Origin of the sequence: Pseudomonas atagonensis (assembly GCF_011369485.1) — a bacterium.
GTDB classification, from domain to species: Bacteria; Pseudomonadota; Gammaproteobacteria; order Pseudomonadales; family Pseudomonadaceae; genus Aquipseudomonas; species Aquipseudomonas atagonensis.
In genome coordinates this window covers 57,681-77,424 of record NZ_VXCA01000029.1, presented here as the reverse complement: position 1 = coordinate 77,424, position 19,744 = coordinate 57,681, and the positions used below count along the sequence as shown (strand labels likewise).

At 58.1% G+C, this 19,744-nt stretch carries 17 protein-coding genes; all 17 read right to left on the bottom strand.

Annotated features, from left to right (window positions below):
• Window positions 1-239 precede the first annotated feature (239 nt).
• Window positions 240-1,187, bottom strand: a complete 948-nt coding sequence (locus F2P67_RS21050) for an acetyl-CoA carboxylase carboxyltransferase subunit alpha (RefSeq protein WP_166223192.1) — start codon at window positions 1,185-1,187, stop codon at window positions 240-242.
• Window positions 1,188-1,326: 139 nt separating this feature from the next.
• The gene (gene dnaE, locus F2P67_RS21045) at window positions 1,327-4,848 is read right to left on the bottom strand and encodes a DNA polymerase III subunit alpha (RefSeq protein ID WP_166223190.1); all 3,522 of its coding nucleotides are present in this window, start codon (window positions 4,846-4,848) and stop codon (window positions 1,327-1,329) included.
• Window positions 4,849-4,924: 76 nt separating this feature from the next.
• Entirely contained in the window at window positions 4,925-5,551 is a 627-nt protein-coding gene (gene rnhB / locus F2P67_RS21040) for a ribonuclease HII (RefSeq protein ID WP_166223196.1), read from the bottom strand.
• An 11-nt stretch (window positions 5,552-5,562) separates the two neighbouring features.
• Window positions 5,563-6,693, bottom strand: coding sequence for a lipid-A-disaccharide synthase (lpxB, locus tag F2P67_RS21035; protein ID WP_166223188.1), 1,131 nt, complete (start codon window positions 6,691-6,693; stop codon window positions 5,563-5,565).
• A gap of 2 nt (window positions 6,694-6,695) precedes the next feature.
• Window positions 6,696-7,472 (bottom strand): acyl-ACP--UDP-N-acetylglucosamine O-acyltransferase, encoded by a 777-nt coding sequence (gene lpxA / locus F2P67_RS21030; protein WP_166223186.1) that lies wholly within the window; start codon window positions 7,470-7,472, stop codon window positions 6,696-6,698.
• The gene (fabZ, locus tag F2P67_RS21025) at window positions 7,469-7,909 is read right to left on the bottom strand and encodes a 3-hydroxyacyl-ACP dehydratase FabZ (protein WP_003222142.1); all 441 of its coding nucleotides are present in this window, start codon (window positions 7,907-7,909) and stop codon (window positions 7,469-7,471) included. Before fabZ ends, lpxA begins: the two co-directional genes overlap by 4 nt.
• 106 nt (window positions 7,910-8,015) lie before the next feature.
• A complete protein-coding gene (gene lpxD / locus F2P67_RS21020; protein ID WP_166223184.1) occupies window positions 8,016-9,071 on the bottom strand; it encodes a UDP-3-O-(3-hydroxymyristoyl)glucosamine N-acyltransferase in 1,056 nt (351 codons plus the stop codon).
• A 3-nt stretch (window positions 9,072-9,074) separates the two neighbouring features.
• Window positions 9,075-9,578 carry an OmpH/Skp family outer membrane protein gene (locus F2P67_RS21015; RefSeq protein ID WP_003222140.1) on the bottom strand — a complete coding sequence of 168 codons (504 nt, stop codon included), beginning with the start codon at window positions 9,576-9,578 and terminating at the stop codon, window positions 9,075-9,077.
• Window positions 9,579-9,623: 45 nt separating this feature from the next.
• On the bottom strand, window positions 9,624-11,999 hold the full coding sequence (gene bamA / locus F2P67_RS21010; RefSeq protein ID WP_166223182.1) for an outer membrane protein assembly factor BamA: 2,376 nt from the start codon (window positions 11,997-11,999) through the stop codon (window positions 9,624-9,626).
• Window positions 12,000-12,073: 74 nt separating this feature from the next.
• Window positions 12,074-13,426 (bottom strand): sigma E protease regulator RseP, encoded by a 1,353-nt coding sequence (rseP, locus tag F2P67_RS21005; protein WP_166223180.1) that lies wholly within the window; start codon window positions 13,424-13,426, stop codon window positions 12,074-12,076.
• Window positions 13,427-13,480: 54 nt separating this feature from the next.
• Window positions 13,481-14,671, bottom strand: coding sequence for a 1-deoxy-D-xylulose-5-phosphate reductoisomerase (ispC, locus tag F2P67_RS21000; protein ID WP_166223178.1), 1,191 nt, complete (start codon window positions 14,669-14,671; stop codon window positions 13,481-13,483).
• A complete protein-coding gene (locus tag F2P67_RS20995) occupies window positions 14,668-15,474 on the bottom strand; it encodes a phosphatidate cytidylyltransferase (protein ID WP_166223176.1) in 807 nt (268 codons plus the stop codon). The genes ispC and F2P67_RS20995 overlap by 4 nt, the downstream gene beginning before the upstream one ends.
• Window positions 15,474-16,229 (bottom strand): polyprenyl diphosphate synthase, encoded by a 756-nt coding sequence (gene uppS, locus F2P67_RS20990; RefSeq protein WP_166223173.1) that lies wholly within the window; start codon window positions 16,227-16,229, stop codon window positions 15,474-15,476. The genes F2P67_RS20995 and uppS overlap by 1 nt, the downstream gene beginning before the upstream one ends.
• Before the next feature lie 14 nt (window positions 16,230-16,243).
• Window positions 16,244-16,801 (bottom strand): ribosome recycling factor, encoded by a 558-nt coding sequence (gene frr / locus F2P67_RS20985; protein ID WP_123465080.1) that lies wholly within the window; start codon window positions 16,799-16,801, stop codon window positions 16,244-16,246.
• Window positions 16,798-17,541 carry a UMP kinase gene (gene pyrH, locus F2P67_RS20980; protein ID WP_011332683.1) on the bottom strand — a complete coding sequence of 248 codons (744 nt, stop codon included), beginning with the start codon at window positions 17,539-17,541 and terminating at the stop codon, window positions 16,798-16,800. The genes frr and pyrH overlap by 4 nt, the downstream gene beginning before the upstream one ends.
• Before the next feature lie 212 nt (window positions 17,542-17,753).
• Window positions 17,754-18,617, bottom strand: coding sequence for a translation elongation factor Ts (tsf, locus tag F2P67_RS20975; protein WP_096819628.1), 864 nt, complete (start codon window positions 18,615-18,617; stop codon window positions 17,754-17,756).
• Between the two features lie 203 nt (window positions 18,618-18,820).
• The gene (rpsB, locus tag F2P67_RS20970) at window positions 18,821-19,558 is read right to left on the bottom strand and encodes a 30S ribosomal protein S2 (protein ID WP_003222119.1); all 738 of its coding nucleotides are present in this window, start codon (window positions 19,556-19,558) and stop codon (window positions 18,821-18,823) included.
• Between the last annotated feature and the right edge of the window lie 186 nt (window positions 19,559-19,744).

Sequence of the window (19,744 nt, the reverse complement as noted above, 5' to 3'; positions counted from 1 at the left end):
TCGATGCATTCCTTTTCGGCGCATTAGGTTAAGGGGTGGGACGATGTCTCCCACAGTCTGTACTGGTCAGAGTCAGAAGCGAGGCTCTAGTCCCACCCACCCCTTCAAGTCTAAACATACAAGCGGGCTTGCTCGCGAAGGCGCAGGAACAGCCAACAAATGTGTTGAATGTTACATCGCTTTCGCAGGCAAGCCCGCTCCCACAGTGTTTTGCATTGTCTGCCGAATCGGCGTTCGACTTAGAGGCCGTAGCTCATCAGTCGGTCATAACGACGCTTCAACAGCGCTTCGTTATCGAACTTCTTCAGCATCGCCAGTTGCGAGCTCAGCTCGGCACGAATCGACGCCGCAGCGGCCGCCGGATCACGGTGCGCGCCGCCCAGAGGCTCGCCAATCACCTTGTCGACAATACCCAGGCCTTTCAGACGCTCGGCGGTGATACCCATCGCTTCAGCGGCATCCGGTGCCTTTTCGGCAGTTTTCCACAGAATCGATGCGCAACCTTCCGGCGAGATCACCGCGTAAGTCGAATACTGCAGCATGTTCAGCTGGTCGCAAACGCCGATGGCCAATGCACCGCCGGAACCACCTTCACCGATAACAGTGGCGATGATCGGGGTTTTCAGGCGCGACATCACGCGCAGGTTCCAGGCAATGGCTTCGCTCTGGTTGCGCTCTTCAGCGTCGATCCCAGGGTAAGCGCCCGGGGTGTCGATGAAGGTCAGGATCGGCATTTTGAAACGTTCGGCCATCTCCATCAGACGGCAAGCCTTGCGGTAGCCTTCCGGACGCGGCATGCCGAAGTTGCGGCGAACCTTCTCACGCACTTCACGGCCCTTCTGGTGACCGATGATCATCACAGGCTGGTCGTCCAGACGTGCCACACCGCCAACAATGGCCGCGTCGTCGGAGAAATGACGGTCGCCGTGCAGTTCGTCGAACTCAGTGAAGATATGCTCGATGTAGTCGAGGGTGTACGGGCGTTTCGGGTGACGCGCCAGGCGTGCGATCTGCCAGCTGGTCAGCTTGCCGAAGATGTCCTCGGTCAGCGTCTTGCTCTTGTCCTGCAGGCGGGAGATCTCATCGCCGATATTCAGCGAATTGTCATTACCGACCAAGCGCAACTCTTCGATCTTGGCTTGCAGGTCGGCGATCGGCTGTTCGAAATCTAGAAAATTCGGGTTCATAGGCGTCCGTCTTGGGTCGTGTCCCAAATGAGCTTGGGTCGGCCGGTTGTCTATTCGCGCCCTACCTTAAGGGAGAGGCGCGCTGAGGTCGAGATTAAAAATTCAGGTCGCGGGCAGGCGCTTTGAAAGCACCTGCCGGTCAACGGTATTGGAGGAAGACGTTGTCTCGCCCGAACTGGTCACGCAGGGCTTGAATCAAGGCATCCGCCGGGTCGATTCGCCAGGACTCGCCAAACTGCAGCAAGGTCTTCGCATCGGGGCTGGTGTACTCCATGGTAATCGGGCATGCGCCGCGATGACGCTTGAGCAGGTCGCCCAACCAGCGTAGCTGATCGCCTTTCAAATCCTGGGTTTGCAGCTTCAGACGCAGGCTTTCGGCCAGGTTGGTACGTGCATCTTCCATGCTCATCACCCGCTTTACCCGCAGACGCAGGCCGCCGGAGAAGTCGTCATTACTGACTTCGCCTTCGACCACCACCATCGCGTCGGTCTGCAACAGCGATTGCGCGGAATGGAACGCATCGGCAAACAGCGACGCCTCGATCCGCCCGGAACGGTCGTCGAGGGTGATGAAGCCCATTTTGTCGCCTTTTTTGTTCTTCATCACGCGCAGGGCAATGATCATCCCCGCCACCGTTTGCGTGTCGCGCGCCGGTTTCAGGTCGATGATGCGCTGGCGGGCGAAACGGCGAATCTCGCCTTCGTATTCGTCGATCGGGTGACCGGTCAGGTACAGGCCCAAGGTGTCTTTTTCACCCTTGAGGCGTTCCTTGAGGGTCAGTTCCTTGGCCTTGCGATGCGTCGCATAAACGTCTGCGTCTTCCTCGACAAACAACCCGCCAAACAGGTCGGCGTGGCCACTGTCGTGAGTGCGTGCAGTCTGTTCGGCCGCCTTGATCGCCTCTTCCATCGCCGCCAGCAGCACGGCACGGTTGCGGTCGATGTTGGCCTGATAAGCCTTTTGCTCGTCGTGAAAGTACGGGCCGAGACGATCCAGCGCACCGCTGCGGATCAAACCGTCGAGGGTGCGCTTGTTGATACGTTTGAGGTCAACCCGGGCGCAGAAGTCGAACAGATCCTTGAACGGACCTTCCTGACGCGCCTCGGTGATCGCTTCCACCGGACCTTCGCCGACACCCTTGATCGCGCCGAGGCCGTAAACGATGCGGCCGTCGTCGTTCACCGTGAACTTGAACTCCGAAGTGTTCACGTCCGGCGCGTCGAGGCGCAGCTTCATCGTGCGCACTTCCTCGATCAAGGTCACGACCTTGTCGGTGTTGTGCATATCCGCCGACAGTACCGCGGCCATGAACGGCGCCGGGTAGTGAGCTTTCAGCCATGCGGTCTGGTACGACACCAGACCGTAAGCGGCGGAGTGGGATTTGTTGAAGCCGTAACCGGCGAATTTTTCCACCAGGTCGAAAATGTTACCGGCGAGGTCGGCGTCGATATTGTTGGTCGCGCAACCTTCAATGAAACCGCCGCGCTGCTTGGCCATTTCTTCGGGTTTTTTCTTACCCATTGCCCGACGCAGCATGTCCGCACCACCGAGGGTGTAACCGGCCATGACCTGAGCAATCTGCATCACCTGCTCCTGATACAGGATGATGCCGTACGTCGGCGCCAGCACAGGCTTGAGGCCTTCGTACTGGTAGTCCGAGTGCGGATACGCCAGTTCAGCGCGACCGTGCTTACGGTTGATGAAGTCGTCCACCATGCCCGATTGCAACGGGCCCGGACGGAACAGCGCCACCAGTGCGATCAAGTCTTCCAGACAGTCGGGCTTGAGCTTTTTGATCAGCTCTTTCATGCCGCGCGATTCAAGCTGGAACACCGCCGTGGTCTCGGCTTTTTGCAGCAAGGTGTAAGTCGGTTTGTCATCGAGCGGGATAAACGCGATATCCAGCGGCGGTTCGTTGACCTTGGCGCGGTCGCGGTTAATCGTTTTCAGCGCCCAGTCGATGATCGTCAGCGTACGCAAACCGAGGAAGTCGAACTTCACCAGACCGGCGGCCTCAACGTCATCCTTGTCGAACTGGGTTACCAGACCGTCGCCGGCCTCGTCGCAATAGATCGGCGAGAAGTCGGTCAGCTTGGTCGGCGCGATAACCACACCACCGGCGTGTTTACCGACGTTTCGCACGACGCCTTCGAGTTTGCGCGCCATCTCCCAGATTTCGGCGGCCTCTTCATCGACCTTGATGAAGTCACGCAGGATTTCTTCCTGCTCGTAGGCTTTTTCCAGGGTCATGCCGACTTCAAACGGAATCATCTTCGACAGACGATCCGCCAGGCCGTAGGACTTGCCCTGCACCCGCGCCACGTCGCGCACCACAGCCTTGGCGGCCATGGAACCGAACGTGATGATCTGGCTTACTGCATTGCGGCCGTATTTCTCGGCCACATAGTCGATCACCCGGTCACGACCGTCCATGCAGAAGTCGACGTCGAAGTCGGGCATCGATACCCGTTCCGGGTTAAGGAAACGTTCGAACAGCAGGTCGTATTCGAGCGGGTCGAGGTCGGTGATCTTCTGAACGTAAGCCACCAGCGAGCCGGCACCCGACCCACGGCCAGGACCTACCGGCACGCCGTTGTTCTTGGCCCACTGGATAAAGTCCATCACGATCAGGAAGTAACCGGGGAAACCCATCTGGATGATGATATCCAGCTCGAAATTCAACCGGTCGACGTAGACCTGACGCTTGGCGTCGTAGTCTTCAGTGGTGTCTTTGGGCAGCAGCACCGCCAGCCGCTCTTCGAGACCGTCGAAGGAGACCTTGCGGAAATATTCGTCGATGGTCATGCCATCGGGAATCGGGAAGTTGGGCAGGAAGTGCGTGCCCAGTTTCACGTCGATGTTGCAGCGCTTGGCGATCTCGACGGTGTTTTCGATGGCGTCGGGAATGTCGCTGAACAGCTCGGCCATTTCCTCGGCGCTTTTGAGGTACTGCTGATCGCTGTAATTCTTCGAGCGACGCGGATCGTCGAGGGCGCGGCCCTCACCGATGCACACGCGGGTTTCGTGGGCGGCGAAGTCTTCCTGCTTGATGAAGCGCACATCGTTGGTCGCCACCAGCGGCGCGCCGAGCTTGTCGGCCAGGGCCACGGCGCCATGCAGTTGTTCTTCATCGTTGGGACGGTTGGTGCGCTGAATCTCCAGATAGAAACGATCCGGGAACACCGCCATCCATTCGCGCGTCAGGGCTTCGGCTTCGGCCGGGTTGCCGCCGATCATCGCCATGCCGATCTCGCCTTCTTTCGCGGCGGACAACATGATCAGACCTTCATTGGCCTCGGCGACCCACTGGCGCTCGACAATGATCATGCCGTTGCGCTGGCCTTCGATGAAGCCGCGCGAGATCAGTTCGGTAAGGTTTCGATAGCCCTTGGCATTCATGACCAGCAGGCTGAGCCGGCTCAATGGCGCGTCCGGATCCTTGTTCGACAGCCACAGGTCAGCGCCGCAGATAGGCTTGATGCCTGCGCCCATGGTGTTTTTATAGAACTTGACCAGGGAACACATGTTGTTCTGGTCGGTGACCGCGACCGCCGGCATGTTCATGCCGGTCAGCGCTTTGACCAGCGGCTTGATCCGCACCAGCCCGTCGACCAGGGAGTATTCAGTGTGCAGGCGTAGATGAACGAATGAAGCCGGCATAGTGATCCTGTCCAGTTACATAGAGACAACAAGGCCCGGATTGTACCGGGCCTCGAACAAAACATCAGCCTTGCGACTAAACCTGCGTCAGACCTTCCCGTGCTTCGTAAGCCTGACGCACCGGGGCGAACGAGCGCCGGTGAATCGGCGTTGGGCCGAGACGCGCCAACGCTTCCAGATGAACGGGCGTCGGGTAGCCTTTATGGCCGCCGATGCCGTAACCCGGGTAGATCAATTCGAAAGCAGCCATCTCGCGATCACGGCTGACCTTGGCCAGAATCGACGCAGCGGCAATCGCCGGCACCTTGCCGTCGCCCTGCACCACGGCTTCGGCACGCATCGGCAGTTTCGGGCAGCGGTTGCCGTCGATCATCGCCAGTTTCGGCTGGATGTGCAGGCCGGCGACCGCGCGCTGCATGGCGAGCATGGTCGCGTGCAGAATGTTCAGTTCGTCGATTTCTTCGACTTCCGCCCGGGCGATGCACCAGCTCAGGGACTTTTCGATGATTTCGTCGTAGAGCTTTTCGCGCTTGGCTTCGGTGAGCTTCTTCGAGTCGTTGAGGCCGAGGATCGGCCGGTTCGGATCGAGGATCACCGCCGCCGTGACCACCGCGCCGCACAACGGGCCGCGACCGACTTCATCAACACCGGCTACCAGTTCTTCGGCTTCGGCAACCAGCGTGAAATCCAGGCCCATTTGCATCGTTGTCTTGCTCATCGTGTTTGACCGATCAGGTTCAGCACGGCATCCGCCGCTTGATTGGAGGCGTCCAGCCGCAACGTGCGGTGAATCTCGTCGAAACCCCGGGTCTGCTCTTCGCCACCGTCGATCAGGGGCGACAGGGTCTGCGCCAGCGCTTCGACCGTCGCATCATCCTGCAACAATTCCGGAACCAGCAAGCGCTGAGCCAAGAGGTTTGGCAAGGACACATACGGGCTCTTGACCATGCGTTTGAGAATCCAGAACGTCAACGGCGCCAGGCGATAGGCCACGACCATCGGCCGCTTGTACAACAACGCTTCGAGGGTTGCCGTGCCGGACGCGATCAACACCGCGTTGCAGGCGGCCAGCGCCAGATGGGACTGGCCGTCGAGCAGGGTTACCGGCAAATCACGACCGACGAGCAACTCTTCCAGTTGCAGGCGACGTTCTCCGTTGGCGCACGGGATGACGAAGCGCAACCCCGGGCGCATGGTGCGCAAACGCTCGGCGGTGTCGAGGAACAGCGCGCCCAGACGACCGACTTCGCCGCCACGACTGCCCGGCATCAACGCCACCAGCGGGCCGTCGGGCAGACCCAGCTCGGCACGTGCAGCGGCGCGATCGGCTTCCAGCGGAATGGTATCGGCCAGCGTGTGACCGACGAACCGCACAGGCACGCCCTTCTCTTCGTAGAATCTGGCCTCGAACGGCAGCAGGGTCAGCATCAGATCGCAGCCTTCGCGGATTTTCAGCACACGCTTCTGGCGCCACGCCCACACCGACGGGCTGACGTAGTGCACGGTTTTGATCCCGGCCTGACGCAGCTTGAGTTCGATATTGAGGTTGAAGTCCGGCGCATCGATGCCGATGAACACATCCGGCTTTTCGGCAATCAGCGTAGCGATCAGGTCTTTGCGGCGTTTGAGCAGCTCGCGCAACCGCCCGAGCACTTCCACCAGGCCCATGACCGACAGGCGTTCCATGGGGAAGTAGGAGGTCAGGCCTTCGGCCTGCATCAGCGGCCCGCCGACACCGATGAACTCGACCGCCGGATGCTGTGCCTTGAGGGCACGCATCAGACCGGCGCCGAGAATATCGCCGGAAGCCTCACCCGCCACCAGCGCAATACGCAGATTGGCCATGATCAGCGGGTGATGCCGCGAGTCGACGACTGGATCGAATCGCGGAACAGTGCGACTTCAGGGAACTGTGCAGAAGGTTCAGCCAGCTCGGCCAACGCCTGCTCCACAGTCAAACCCTGGCGGTACACCGTTTTGTAGGCGCGGCGTAGCGCGTGGATGGCATCTTCGCTGAAACCGCGACGACGCATGCCTTCGAAGTTCATGCTGCGCGCTTCGGCAGGGTTGCCGAACACGGTGACGAACGCCGGAACGTCCTTGCCGATCGCAGTGCCCATGCCGGAAAAGCTGTGGGCGCCGATGTGGCAATACTGGTGAACCAGGGTGAAACCGGACAGGATCGCCCAGTCATCGACGTGCACATGGCCGGCCAACGCGGTGTTGTTGACCAGAATGCAGTTGTTGCCGATGACGCTGTCGTGGCCGATGTGCGCGTAGGCCATGATCAGGTTATGGTCGCCGAGCGTGGTTTCCGAGCGATCCTGAACAGTGCCACGGTGAATTGTTACGCCTTCACGGATGACGTTGTGGTCACCGATCACCAGGCGGGTTTCTTCACCTTTGTATTTCAGATCCGGCGTGTCTTCGCCTACCGAGGAGAACTGGTAGATGCGATTGTGCTTGCCGATGCGGGTCGGACCTTTGAGGATCACGTGCGGCCCGATCACTGTCCCCTCGCCGATTTCCACACCTGCGCCGATGATCGACCACGGGCCGACCTCGACGCCATCAGCCAGTACGGCCGACGGATCGATGATTGCACGAGGGTCAATCAAACTCATAGCTTGCGTTCCGCGCAGATGATTTCAGCCGAGCAGACCGGCTTGCCGTCGACCGAAGCCTGGCATTCGAACTTCCAGATCTGGCGTTTGCAGCTGATGAACTTGGCTTCAAGGATCAACTGATCGCCCGGCAACACAGGCTGGCGGAAGCGCAGCTTGTCGGAGCCGACGAAGTAATAAAGGGTGCCGTCGGCCGGTTTGACGTCAAGCATTTTGAAACCGAGGATCCCGGCAGCCTGTGCCATCGCTTCGATGATCAATACGCCCGGCATGATCGGATGCGCCGGGAAGTGACCATTGAAGAACGGCTCATTGATGCTGACATTCTTGTAGGCGCGAATGCGCTTGCCTTCAGTGTCCAGTTCCACCACCCGGTCCACCAGCAGGAACGGGTAACGGTGAGGCAGGTATTCGCGAATCTCGTTGATGTCCATCATTTCGGGGGGAAGCCTATGTAAAGATTGGGAGCGCGACTGACGCGCACTCCTCTAGCAAATCAAGGAGGCAGTCTAGAGGCTGTGCACACTTGATATGGAAATGGTATCAGCCATCTGAAGAAGCATTGCCGTCAGGGGTCACTTCCCCTACGCGCTTTTCCAGCTGTTTCAAACGCCGCGCGATGTCATCGAGCTGACGCAGGCGTGCCGCGCTTTTGCGCCACTCGGCCGCCGGCTGCATGGCTGTGCCGGAAGAATAGGCGCCTGGCTCGGTAATCGAGTGGGTCACCATGGTCATCCCGGTCAGGAAAACGTTGTCGCAAATATCAATGTGCCCTACCAGGCCGACACCGCCGGCGAGCATGCAATGCTTACCGATTTTGGTGCTGCCGGAAATCCCCACGCACGCGGCCATGGCGGTGTGATCACCGACCTGCACGTTGTGAGCGATCTGAATCTGGTTGTCGAGCTTCACGCCATTGCCAATCACGGTGTCTGCCAGAGCGCCGCGGTCGATGGCGGTGTTCACGCCGATCTCGACATCGTCACCGATGGTCACACCGCCGATCTGCGCGATTTTCTGCCAGATGCCTTTCTCGTTGGCGAAACCGAAGCCTTCACCACCGAGCACGGCGCCGGACTGAATCACCACACGCTTGCCGATGCGCACATCGTGATACAGCGTCACGCGTGGAGCGAGCCAGCCGCCCTCACCGATTTCGCTGCGCTCACCAATGAAGCAGTGCGTACCCAGTGTTACCTGAGCACCAATCCGCGCACCGGCCTCGATCACCACGAAGGCGCCGATACTGGCGGTTGGATCAACCATGGCGTCCGCCGCGATCACCGCAGTCGGGTGGATACCGGCAGTAGATTTCGGTTTCGGATCGAACAAATGAGAGATGCGCGCGTAGGCCAGATAAGGATCCGGCACCACCAATGCATTTCCGGCAAATCCTTCGGCATCGGCTTCTTTGAGCAACAGTGCTGCTGCCTGCGAACCTGCGAGGAACTTTCGGTATTGGGGATTTGCCAGAAAGCTCAACTGAGCTGGGCCAGCCTCTTGCAAAGTGGCTAGCCCAGTAATTTGCTTCTCCGGGTCGCCACGCAGGGTGGCGCCGAGGAACTCGGCCAACTGGCCGAGCTTGATAGTCACGGTCATGGGTTACTTCAGCTGATTCATGCGCTCGATAACCTGGCGCGTGATGTCGTACTGAGGTTTGACATCAATCACTGCGCCACGCTCGAACACCAGGTCAAAACCACCTTTCTTGATGACTTCTTCCACTGCGCTATCCAGTTTCGGCTTCAGTTGCTTGAGCATTTCGCGGTCAGCAACAGCTTTGGCTTCGTTCAGCTCCTTGGACTGGAACTGGAAGTCACGGGCCTTTTGCTTGAATTCAAGCTCCAGACGCTCACGCTCGCCCTGCTGCATTTTGTCGCCACCGGCCATCAGACGGTCCTGAATGCCTTTGGCGCTGCTTTCCAGCGTCTTCAGCTTGGTCAGTTGCGGACCGAACTTCTTCTCGGCATCCACGGCGTATTTCTTCGCCGCATCGGATTCCAGCAGTGCCATCTGATAGTTCAGAACAGCGATTTTCATGTCGGCAAATGCCGGGCCTGCCACCAGTACGGAGGCCAGGAGAACCAATTGAGTCAACTTACGCACGATGCACTCCTACAAAATCCATTGTCGTTATCTTGGGTCAGACGCTTAGAACGTCTGGCCGAGGGAGAATTGGAACACTTGAGTATCTGCGTCATCCGGTTTCTTGACCGGCATGGCCAGAGCAAAACTCAAAGGACCCAGTGCGGTGACCCAGGTCACACCCACACCTACGGAACTTGCCATGTTGCTCAGGCTGATGTCATTGCACTGAGTGTCCGACTTCGAGCCGTTGGCGTTTGTAGTGTCCGAGCACTTGGAGTCAAACACGTTACCGACATCCCAGAATACCGAAGTACGCAGGGAGCGCTGATCCTTGATGAATGGCAGCGGGAACAGAACCTCGACACCACCCTGGATCAGGACGTTACCGCCGAACGGCAGCGGATCCTGATCCGGGTCACGCGCGGTGCCCGGGTTTGTACCCTTGCTCGGCGTACTGCGTGGGCCAAGAGTGCTGTCCTTGAAGCCACGTACCGAGTTGAAACCACCAGCATAGTAGTTTTCATAGAATGGCAAGCCGTCAGTCGAACCATAACCGTCGCCATAACCCAGCTCAGTGTGCAGACGCAAGGTGTAGTTCTCGGAAATCGGCTGGAACAGTTGACCGCGGTAATCAAGTTTGTAGAACGACAGGTCGCTGCCCGGAATGGTGGTTTCCAGGGTCAGGCTCTGGGAACGGCCACGGGTCGGCAATACGCCCTTGTTCAGGGTGGACTCGGACCAGCCGGCCGAGGCCTTGAAGTTCAGGTACTGATCGCCTTCCTTGTTAACGAAGTCGAAAATCTCGTCAACGGTGTAGGTACCGGTCTTGATCTTGTCTTGCTGTGCGGACAGACCGAAAGTCAGACGCGAAGTCTCGCTGATCGGGTAGCCAACGTTTACGCCGGCACCGAGGCTGTCTACCGCATAGCTCGCTACGTCGACGTCGAGGTCTTTGTAGTCGGTGGTGCGATAGAACGCGTTGTAACCCAGGCTCACGCCATCGGCGGTCCAGTACGGGTCAACATAGCCGAAGTTGTAGCGGCTCTGGTATTCGCTTCGGGTCAGACCGATGCTGACGCGGTTACCGGTACCGAGGAAGTTGTTCTGGGTGATCGAACCACCGAGGATCAGACCGGCGCTCTGGGCGAAACCGACACTGGCGGTGATCGAGCCGGAAGCCTGTTCTTCAACGCTGTAGTTCACGTCAACCTGGTCGTCGACACCCGGTACGGCCGGGGTTTCAACGTTGACTTCCTTAAAGAAGCCCAGACGTTCAAGACGGGTCTTGGACTGGTCGATCAGGTAGGTCGAAGCCCAGCCACCTTCCATCTGACGCATTTCACGGCGCAGCACTTCGTCTTCGGACTTGGTGTTGCCACGGAAGTTGATGCGGTTGACGTAAGCGCGCTTGCCCGGATCGACTGCAAAGAGGATGTCTACAGTGTGATCGTCATCGTGCGGCTGAGGAACGCCGTTGACGTTGGCGAAGGTGTAACCCTCGTTACCCAGACGACGGGTGATCAACTCGGAGGTCGTGGTCATCAGCTTGCGCGAGAACACCTGGCCTTTCTGTACCAGCAGCAGGGACTTGACCTGATCCTCAGGCACTTTCAGGTCACCGCTGAGTTTGACGTCACGAACGGTGTACTTCTCGCCTTCAGTCACGTTGACCGTGATGTAGACGTGCTTCTTGTCCGGGGTAATGGATACCTGGGTCGAAGCGATATCCATGTTGATGTAGCCGCGGTCAAGGTAGTAGGAACGCAGACGCTCCAGGTCACCGGACAGTTTTTCGCGGGCGTACTTGTCGTCGTTCTTGAAGAACGACAGCCAGTTGGTGGTTTTCAGTTCGAACAGGTCGGTCAGGTCTTCCTCTGGGAAAACCGTGTTGCCTACCACGTTGATGTGCTGAATGGCGGCAACGGTACCCTCGTTGATCTTCACTTTGAGACCAACACGGTTACGCGGCTGCGATACCACTTCGGTATCTACGGTCGCCGAGTATCGGCCCTGTGCAACGTACTGACGCTGCAGTTCGTTGCGCACACCTTCAAGGGTGGCGCGCTGGAAGATCTCGCCTTCGGCCAGACCGGATTGCTTGAGACCTTTCATCAAGTCTTCGGTAGAGATCGCCTTGTTACCTTCGATCTCGATACTGGCGACGGATGGACGCTCGACAACCGTGATCACCAGAACGTTGCCTTCGCGGCCCAGCTGGATATCTTGAAAGAAACCGGTTTTGAACAACGCACGAGTGGATTCCACCAGGCGACGATCATCCGCCTGCTCGCCGACGTTCAACGGCAAGGCACCAAAGACGCTACCCGCGGAGACCCGCTGGAGGCCATTGACGCGAATATCAGAGATAGTGAAGGACTCGGCGTGAACTTCGGCGATCATCAATACGGTGAGAACCGCAGTTAGCAGCAGACGTTTCATGAAGTCCTTTCTTATTCCAACTGGCAATAAACAAACTGCCGCAAAATGCGGCAGATTCGCAATTCAGCGAAGCGTTACAGTCGACCCAGATCGTTGACCAGAGCAAGCAACATCACCCCGACCACCAAACTGATACCGATCTGTATCCCCCAACCTTGCACCCGATCCGACAAGGGACGACCACGCGCCCACTCGATCAGATAAAACAACAAATGCCCCCCATCCAGTACAGGAATGGGCAGCAAATTCAGAACACCCAGGCTAATACTCAGATAAGCAAGGAAATTCAGGAAATCAGCAACGCCCGACTGGGCAGAAGCGCCCGCCACTTTAGCAATGGTTATCGGTCCACTCAAGTTTTTTACCGAGAGCTCGCCGAACAGCATTTTCTTCAGTGAATCGAGCGTCAGAACGCTCATGGTCCAAGTACGACGGGCACCCTCGCCAATCGCGGCGAACGGCCCGTAACTGACCTCGCGAATCATCTCCGGCGGCCAGTCGACAGCTTTTACACCCGCCCCCAGATAACCGCTTGGCGACTTGCTCTCGCCACGCGCCGCCAGAGTGACAGGGACGTCGATTTGAGCACCGTCGCGCTCGATGCGCAGCATGATTTTGGTATCAGGACGCGTACGAACCGTATCGACCACCTGCTGCCAGTCATTCAACGCCTGCCCATCTAGCGACAGCAGCCGATCACCAGTCTTCAGACCCGCCGACTGCGCCGGGCCTTTCGGATCAAGTTCAGCCAGTACCGGCGGCAACGCCGGACGCCAAGGCCGGATACCCAACGAGCGAATCGGATCCGGCTCATCGGCACCCTTGAGCCATTTGTTCAGGGCAAGCTCACGCGGCGAATCGGCCGTAGAGCCCTGCTCGCGCACCAGCAACTGCAACGAACCGCTTTCACCGAGACGCCGCACCAATTGCAGATTGACTGCCGCCCACCCCGTGGTTGGCTCGCCGTCGATGGCAACGATTTCCTGACCTGCATTCAAACCCGCCATTGCGGCAATGCTGCCAGGCTCGACTGCACCGATGACCGGACGGATCTGCTGGCTGCCGAGCATCGCCAGAACCCAGAAGAACACCAACGCCAGCAGAAAGTTGGCGATAGGGCCAGCGGCAACAATGGCGATACGCTGACGGACAGTTTTGCGATTGAATGACTGATGCAACTGATCGGCCGGGACTTCGCCTTCACGCTCATCGAGCATCTTGACGTAACCGCCCAACGGAATGGCGGCAACCACGAACTCGGTGCCCTGCTTATCGTGCCAGCGCAGCAGCGGCATGCCGAAGCCTACGGAAAAGCGCAGAACCTTGACGCCACAGCGACGCGCGACCCAGAAGTGGCCGAATTCGTGAAAGGTGACCAGTACACCCAAAGCGATCAGGGTGCCGGCAATCATATAGAGCGCGCTCATCTACTTTCTCCGCAATCCTGTTCAGTGCCGCGTGCAGCCATTGTGTTGCAAAATCTATCGGTTATGCCGGCTCAGCCATTGTTGCGCGAGAATCCGCGCTTTCGCGTCAGCCGTGAAGACCGCATCGAGGTCATCCAGTGCCACTACAGACTCCAGATTCAATACTTCCTCGATGATACTCGCGATTTCCAGGTAGCGAACCCGTCCATCGAGAAACGCCGCGACCGCCACTTCGTTGGCCGCGTTGAGCATCGCCGGCGCGCTATCGCCTGCTTCGGCGGCTTGCCGAGCCAGACGCAGACACGGAAAACGTTGCTCGTCTGGCGCTTCAAAGTCCAGACGCGCAATTGCAAACAGATCCAGCGGCGCAACCCCCGAATCGATTCGCTCAGGCCAGGCCAGAGCGTTGGCGATTGGCGTGCGCATGTCGGGATTGCCCAACTGAGCCAATACCGAGCCATCCACATAATCGACCAGCGAGTGGATCACGCTTTGTGGGTGGATCACCACCTCTACCTGCGCAGGGCTGGCGTCGAACAACCAGCAAGCCTCGATCAACTCAAGACCCTTGTTCATCATGCTGGCCGAATCCACGGAAATCTTGCGCCCCATGGACCAGTTCGGATGCGCACAAGCCTGGTCAGGAGAAACATGCGCCAACTCAGCCATCGGTGTCTGCCGGAAAGGACCACCAGAGGCTGTGAGTAAAATACGACGCACACCGACCGAACTCAATCCGCGAGCGAAATCCTGTGGCATGCACTGAAAAATCGCGTTGTGTTCGCTGTCGATCGGCAGCAGCACCGAACCGCTTTTGCGTACGGCCTGCATAAACAGAGCGCCGGACATCACCAGCGCCTCTTTATTAGCCAGCAGAATCTTCTTGCCCGCCTCAACCGCAGCCAGCGTCGGACGCAGGCCGGCAGCACCGACAATCGCCGCCATGACCGCATCGACTTCCGGCGCGGAGGCAACCTGACACAAGCCCTCCTCCCCTACCAGCACGCGGGTCGACAGGCCTGCGGCACGCAGGTCATCCTGTAACACACGAGCGACATCGACTTGTGGCACCACCGCAAACTGCGGGACATGACGCACGCACAAGGCCAGCAGCTCGCTCAGACGAGTGAAGCCACTCAAGGCAAATACTTGATAACGGTCAGGGTGACGCGCAATGACGTCCAGGGTGCTCAGACCGATAGATCCGGTCGCACCGAGTACGGTGATCTGCTGAGGACGGCTCACGGTGCAGCCATCCACAGCAGCACGGCAAATACCGGGATCGCCGCAGTCAGACTGTCGATACGATCCAGCACACCACCGTGACCCGGCAACAGATTACTGCTGTCCTTGATGCCGGACTGACGCTTGAACATGCTTTCGGTAAGGTCGCCGACAACCGAAATGAAGACGATCAGCGCAGCGCCGATCAAGCCTTTGAACAACTCGGCCACCGTCCAGTCGCGCACCAGACCGACAATCGCGGTAATCACCAGACTCAGTGCCAGACCGCCATAAACGCCTTCCCAGCTCTTGCCCGGGCTGACCTGCGGGGCCAGCTTGCGCTTGCCGAAAGCACGACCGGAGAAGTAAGCACCAATGTCGGCACCCCAGACCAGTACCATCACCGCCATGATCAACCAGTTACCCAGCGGGTATTGCTTGATCTGTACCAGACCTTGCCATGCCGGCAACAGAATCAACAGGCCGATCACCAGCTTGGTGGCTGCACTGGACCAGTGTTCACTGGAGCGCGGATAGGTCAGCACCAGATAGGTCGCCACCGCCCACCACAGCACCGAAGCGCCCAGCACCCAAGGTGCGAGGCCGGGCAGGATGTACATGATGAACAGCATCAGCGCGACAATCACGGCAAAACCGACACGGAACGCCTGACCATTGAAACCGGCCAGACGCGCCCACTCCCACGCCCCCAGACTGACAACCAGACCGATGAACAGAGCGAACCCTGCGCCCTGCAGCAGGAAAAAGCCGCACAAGACAATCGGCAGCAGTATCAGCGCCGTGATGATTCGTTGTTTAAGCATTAAACCCGGGCTCCAGCTTCGACCTGCTCGCTCGTTTTACCGAAACGACGCTGGCGCGAAGCGAAATCGGCCAGCGCGTTGCGCATGGCTTCGTGTTTGAAGTCCGGCCAGAACAGGTCGGAGAAGTACAGCTCGGCGTAAGCCAGCTGCCACAGCAGGAAGTTGCTGATGCGGTGCTCGCCACCGGTGCGGATGCACAGATCCGGCAACGGCAGATCGCCGGTGGCCAGACAGGTTTGCAACAAGTCCGGGGTGATGTCTTCCGGACGCAGATGCCCGGCCTGAACCTCGCGAGCCAGACGTTGCGCAGCCTGGGCGATATCCCACTGACCACCGTAATTGGCAGCGATCTGCAGGACAAAGCGGTTGGCACCGACCGTCATGGCTTCAGCTTCGCGCATCGCTGCCTGAAGCTCAGGATGAAAGCGCGAGCGATCACCAATGATACGCAGGCTGATGTTGTTGTCGTTGAGGCGCTTGGCTTCACGACGCAAGGCCTTGAAAAACAAATCCATCAAGGCACTGACTTCATCGGCCGGGCGCTGCCAGTTTTCACTGGAAAAGGCGAACAGGGTCAACACCTCGACCTTGGCCTCAGCGCACACCTCGATCACCGCTCGTACAGCATCGACACCCGCTTTATGCCCGGCGACACCCGGCATAAAGCGTTTTTTCGCCCAGCGATTGTTGCCATCCATGATGATCGCGACATGGCGCGGCACCGCGGACGGCGCAGTCTGCTTGGTCTTGTCCATTAAAAGCTCGACCCTTATACGGCCATCAGGTCTTTTTCTTTCTCGGCCAGTTTGGCGTCGATTTCTGCCACGTATTTCTTGGTCAGGTCATCGATCTCGCCAGTTGCACGGCGCTCTTCGTCTTCGCTGATTTCCTTTTCCTTGACCAGATCCTTCAGCGAGCTGTTGGCATCGCGACGGATGTTGCGCACGGCAACACGGGCGTCTTCAGCGACATCACGAGCCTGCTTGGTGAAGCCGCGACGGGTTTCTTCGGTCAGGGCCGGCATGCTGATCAGCAGCAGTTCGCCAAGGTTGGTTGGGTTCAGGTTCAGACCGGCACTGCCGATGGCTTTGTCGACAGCACCGAGCATGTTGCGCTCGAACGCGACAACTTGCAGGGTACGGGCGTCTTTGACAGTGATGTTGGCCACTTGCTTGATCGGGGTGTCAGCGCCGTAGTACGGAACCATCACGCCTTCCAGAATGCTTGGGTGCGCCTGACCGGTGCGGATACGACCGAAGTTGTGAGCCAGGGACTCGACGGACTTGGTCATGCGCTCTTTGGCGTCTTTCTTGATTTCGTTGATCATTGTTGGACTTCCTCGATCAGAGTGCCTTCAGCGCCGCCATGCACGATATTCAGCAGTGCGCCGGGCTTGTTCATGTTGAATACGCGCAGCGGCATTTTGTGGTCGCGGCACAGGCAGATTGCCGTCAGATCCATTACACCCAGCTTGCGATCCAGGACTTCATCATAAGTCAGATGATCGAACTTCTCGGCATGCGGGTCCTTGAACGGATCTGCGGTGTAGACGCCATCGACCTTGGTCGCCTTGAGCACGACGTCGGCATCGATTTCGATTGCACGCAGGCAAGCTGCCGAATCCGTAGTGAAAAACGGATTGCCGGTACCGGCCGCGAAAATCACGACGTCTTTGGAGTTCAGGTGGCGCATGGCTTTGCGGCGATCATAGTGATCGGTCACGCCAACCATGGAGATGGCGGACATGACGATGGCCGAGATATTGGCACGTTCCAGCGCGTCGCGCATGGCCAAGGCGTTCATCACAGTGGCCAGCATGCCCATGTGGTCGCCAGTGACCCGATCCATGCCGGCCTTGCTCAGGGCTTCGCCACGGAACAGGTTACCGCCACCGATCACCAGCCCGACCTGTACGCCGATGCCGACCAATTGGCCGACTTCCAGCGCCATGCGATCCAGCACTTTTGGATCGATCCCGAACTCTTCCGACCCCATCAGGGCCTCGCCGCTAAGCTTGAGTAGAATGCGTTTATAGCGAGCCTGATAACCACTGCCCTGCTGAGCCATTGCGAATCTCTCCTGCGGCGTATTTTAAAAATTCTTTGCGAGCTGTTTTACAGCTGGCGTTCACTCTAGCTTGGCGCTGCTTCAGCGCCATCGGAACATGGCTTTGTAAGTCAGTTCCTGGAGGAAACCAATTAAAAATTGCTTACCCCATCTGAAAAGAGGCTGCGCGCGTGAGCGGGCAGCCTCTTTCGGGCGACAGTTGAAAAACCGTCTTATTGCTTGGCGGCAGCCAGCTGGGCAGCAACTTCTTCAGCGAAGTTGTCGACCGGCTTCTCGATGCCTTCGCCTACCTTGAAGTAAGTGAAGGAAACGATTTCAGCACCGGCTTTCTTGGCCAGATCGCCAACCTTGACTTCAGGGTTCTTGACGAACGCCTGCTCGACCAGGCTTGCTTCTGCCAGGAACTTGCTGATACGGCCTTTGACCATGTTCTCAACAATGTTTTCTGGCTTGCCTTTGATCTTCTCTTCGTTCAGCTGCAGGAACACAGCCTTTTCACGCTCGATCGCTTCGTCGGAGACTTGCGAAGGCAGCAGGAACTCAGGGTTGCTTGCAGCAACGTGCATTGCGATGTCTTTGGCCAGCTCGACGTCGCCGCCTTTCAGGACAACAGCAACACCGATCTTGTTACCGTGCAGGTAGGTGCCGACAACGTCACCCTCTACGCGAACCAGACGACGGATGTTGACGTTCTCGCCTACTTTGGCAACCAGTGCTTCACGAGCCGATTCCTGAGCGGCGATCAGCGGAGCTGCGTCGGTCAGTTTTTCGTCGAAGGCTTTTTCTACGCTGGCAGCAACGAAGTTTTTGAAGTCGTCTTGCAGGGCCAGGAAGTCGGTCTGCGAGTTGACTTCCAGCAGCACGGCTGCCTTGTCGTTCGATTTGATGGCGATTGCGCCTTCAGCGGCAACGTTGCCAGCTTTCTTGGCAGCCTTGATCGCGCCCGAAGCACGCATGTCATCAATGGCTTTTTCGATGTCGCCGTCAGCCTTTTCCAGGGCTTTCTTGCAATCCATCATGCCTTCGCCGGTACGCTCGCGCAGTTCTTTGACCAACGCTGCAGTAATTGCTGCCATTTTCAAATTCCTCTTGGATAGGTTTTCAACCATTCCACCCGATCGAACGGGCGTTCAATTCTTCTCGAACCACCTTGTAGCCGCTGCACGTTACAAATACAGGGCAAGCGCTGCCACAAGTGGGCGCCGACAATTGGTTTTCGAGGTGGCAAAAAGGGGGCCAAGCCCCCTTTTTGCTTACTGAGTCAACGCCAGGGCGTCAATTACTCAGCTGCAGCCTGAGTTTCTTCAGCTGCGAATTCTACAGTACCGCCAGCAACGTTGTTGCGACCGCGGATCACTGCGTCAGCCATCGAACCCATGTACAGCTGGATAGCGCGGATTGCGTCATCGTTGCCTGGGATGATGTAGTCAACGCCTTCCGGGCTACTGTTGGTATCGACAACGCCGATAACCGGGATACCCAGCTTGTTGGCTTCGGTGATCGCGATGCGCTCGTGGTCAACGTCGATCACGAACAGTGCGTCTGGCAGACCGCCCATGTCCTTGATGCCGCCCAGGGAGCGATCCAGCTTCTCAAGATCACGGGAGCGCATCAGCGCTTCTTTCTTGGTCAGCTTGGCGAAAGTACCGTCTTCGGCTTGAACTTCAAGGTCACGCAGACGCTTGATGGAAGCACGAATGGTTTTGAAGTTGGTCAGCATGCCGCCCAACCAGCGGTGATCGACGTACGGCGAACCGCAACGTGCTGCTTCTTCAGCAACGATCTTGCCAGCGGAACGCTTGGTGCCGACGAACAGAATCTTGTTTTTGCCCTGGGCCAGACGCTCTACAAAAGTCAGAGCTTCGTTGAACATTGGCAGGGTTTTTTCAAGGTTGATGATGTGAATCTTGTTACGCGCGCCGAAAATGTACTTACCCATTTTCGGATTCCAGTAACGGGTTTGGTGACCGAAGTGCACACCGGCCTTCAGCATATCGCGCATGTTGACTTGGGACATGATAGTTCCTTAATAAGTCGGGTTTGGCCTCCACGTATCCCAATGACCAACCAATGGCATAAAGCCAGAAGCACCCAGGTCATCGTGTCGACACGTGTGTGGATTTAAGCCTTTCGGGGTATCCCCGGAAAGCGGCGCATTTTATATCACAGAGATGACAGAAACGGAACCCGAAATCTGCAATCG

Excerpts from the sequence above, each read along its gene's own strand:
- F2P67_RS21050 (WP_166223192.1), bottom strand. The coding sequence starts at position 1,187 with ATGAACCCGAATTTTCTAGATTTCGAACAGCCGATCGCCGACCTGCAA.
- dnaE (WP_166223190.1), bottom strand. The coding sequence starts at position 4,848 with ATGCCGGCTTCATTCGTTCATCTACGCCTGCACACTGAATACTCCCTG.
- rnhB (WP_166223196.1), bottom strand. The coding sequence starts at position 5,551 with ATGCAAATGGGCCTGGATTTCACGCTGGTTGCCGAAGCCGAAGAACTG.
- lpxB (WP_166223188.1), bottom strand. The coding sequence starts at position 6,693 with ATGGCCAATCTGCGTATTGCGCTGGTGGCGGGTGAGGCTTCCGGCGAT.
- lpxA (WP_166223186.1), bottom strand. The coding sequence starts at position 7,472 with ATGAGTTTGATTGACCCTCGTGCAATCATCGATCCGTCGGCCGTACTG.
- fabZ (WP_003222142.1), bottom strand. The coding sequence starts at position 7,909 with ATGATGGACATCAACGAGATTCGCGAATACCTGCCTCACCGTTACCCG.
- lpxD (WP_166223184.1), bottom strand. The coding sequence starts at position 9,071 with ATGACCGTGACTATCAAGCTCGGCCAGTTGGCCGAGTTCCTCGGCGCC.
- bamA (WP_166223182.1), bottom strand. The coding sequence starts at position 11,999 with ATGAAACGTCTGCTGCTAACTGCGGTTCTCACCGTATTGATGATCGCC.
- rseP (WP_166223180.1), bottom strand. The coding sequence starts at position 13,426 with ATGAGCGCGCTCTATATGATTGCCGGCACCCTGATCGCTTTGGGTGTA.
- F2P67_RS20995 (WP_166223176.1), bottom strand. The coding sequence starts at position 15,474 with ATGCTTAAACAACGAATCATCACGGCGCTGATACTGCTGCCGATTGTC.
- uppS (WP_166223173.1), bottom strand. The coding sequence starts at position 16,229 with ATGGACAAGACCAAGCAGACTGCGCCGTCCGCGGTGCCGCGCCATGTC.
- frr (WP_123465080.1), bottom strand. The coding sequence starts at position 16,801 with ATGATCAACGAAATCAAGAAAGACGCCAAAGAGCGCATGACCAAGTCC.
- pyrH (WP_011332683.1), bottom strand. The coding sequence starts at position 17,541 with ATGGCTCAGCAGGGCAGTGGTTATCAGGCTCGCTATAAACGCATTCTA.
- tsf (WP_096819628.1), bottom strand. The coding sequence starts at position 18,617 with ATGGCAGCAATTACTGCAGCGTTGGTCAAAGAACTGCGCGAGCGTACC.
- rpsB (WP_003222119.1), bottom strand. The coding sequence starts at position 19,558 with ATGTCCCAAGTCAACATGCGCGATATGCTGAAGGCCGGTGTGCACTTC.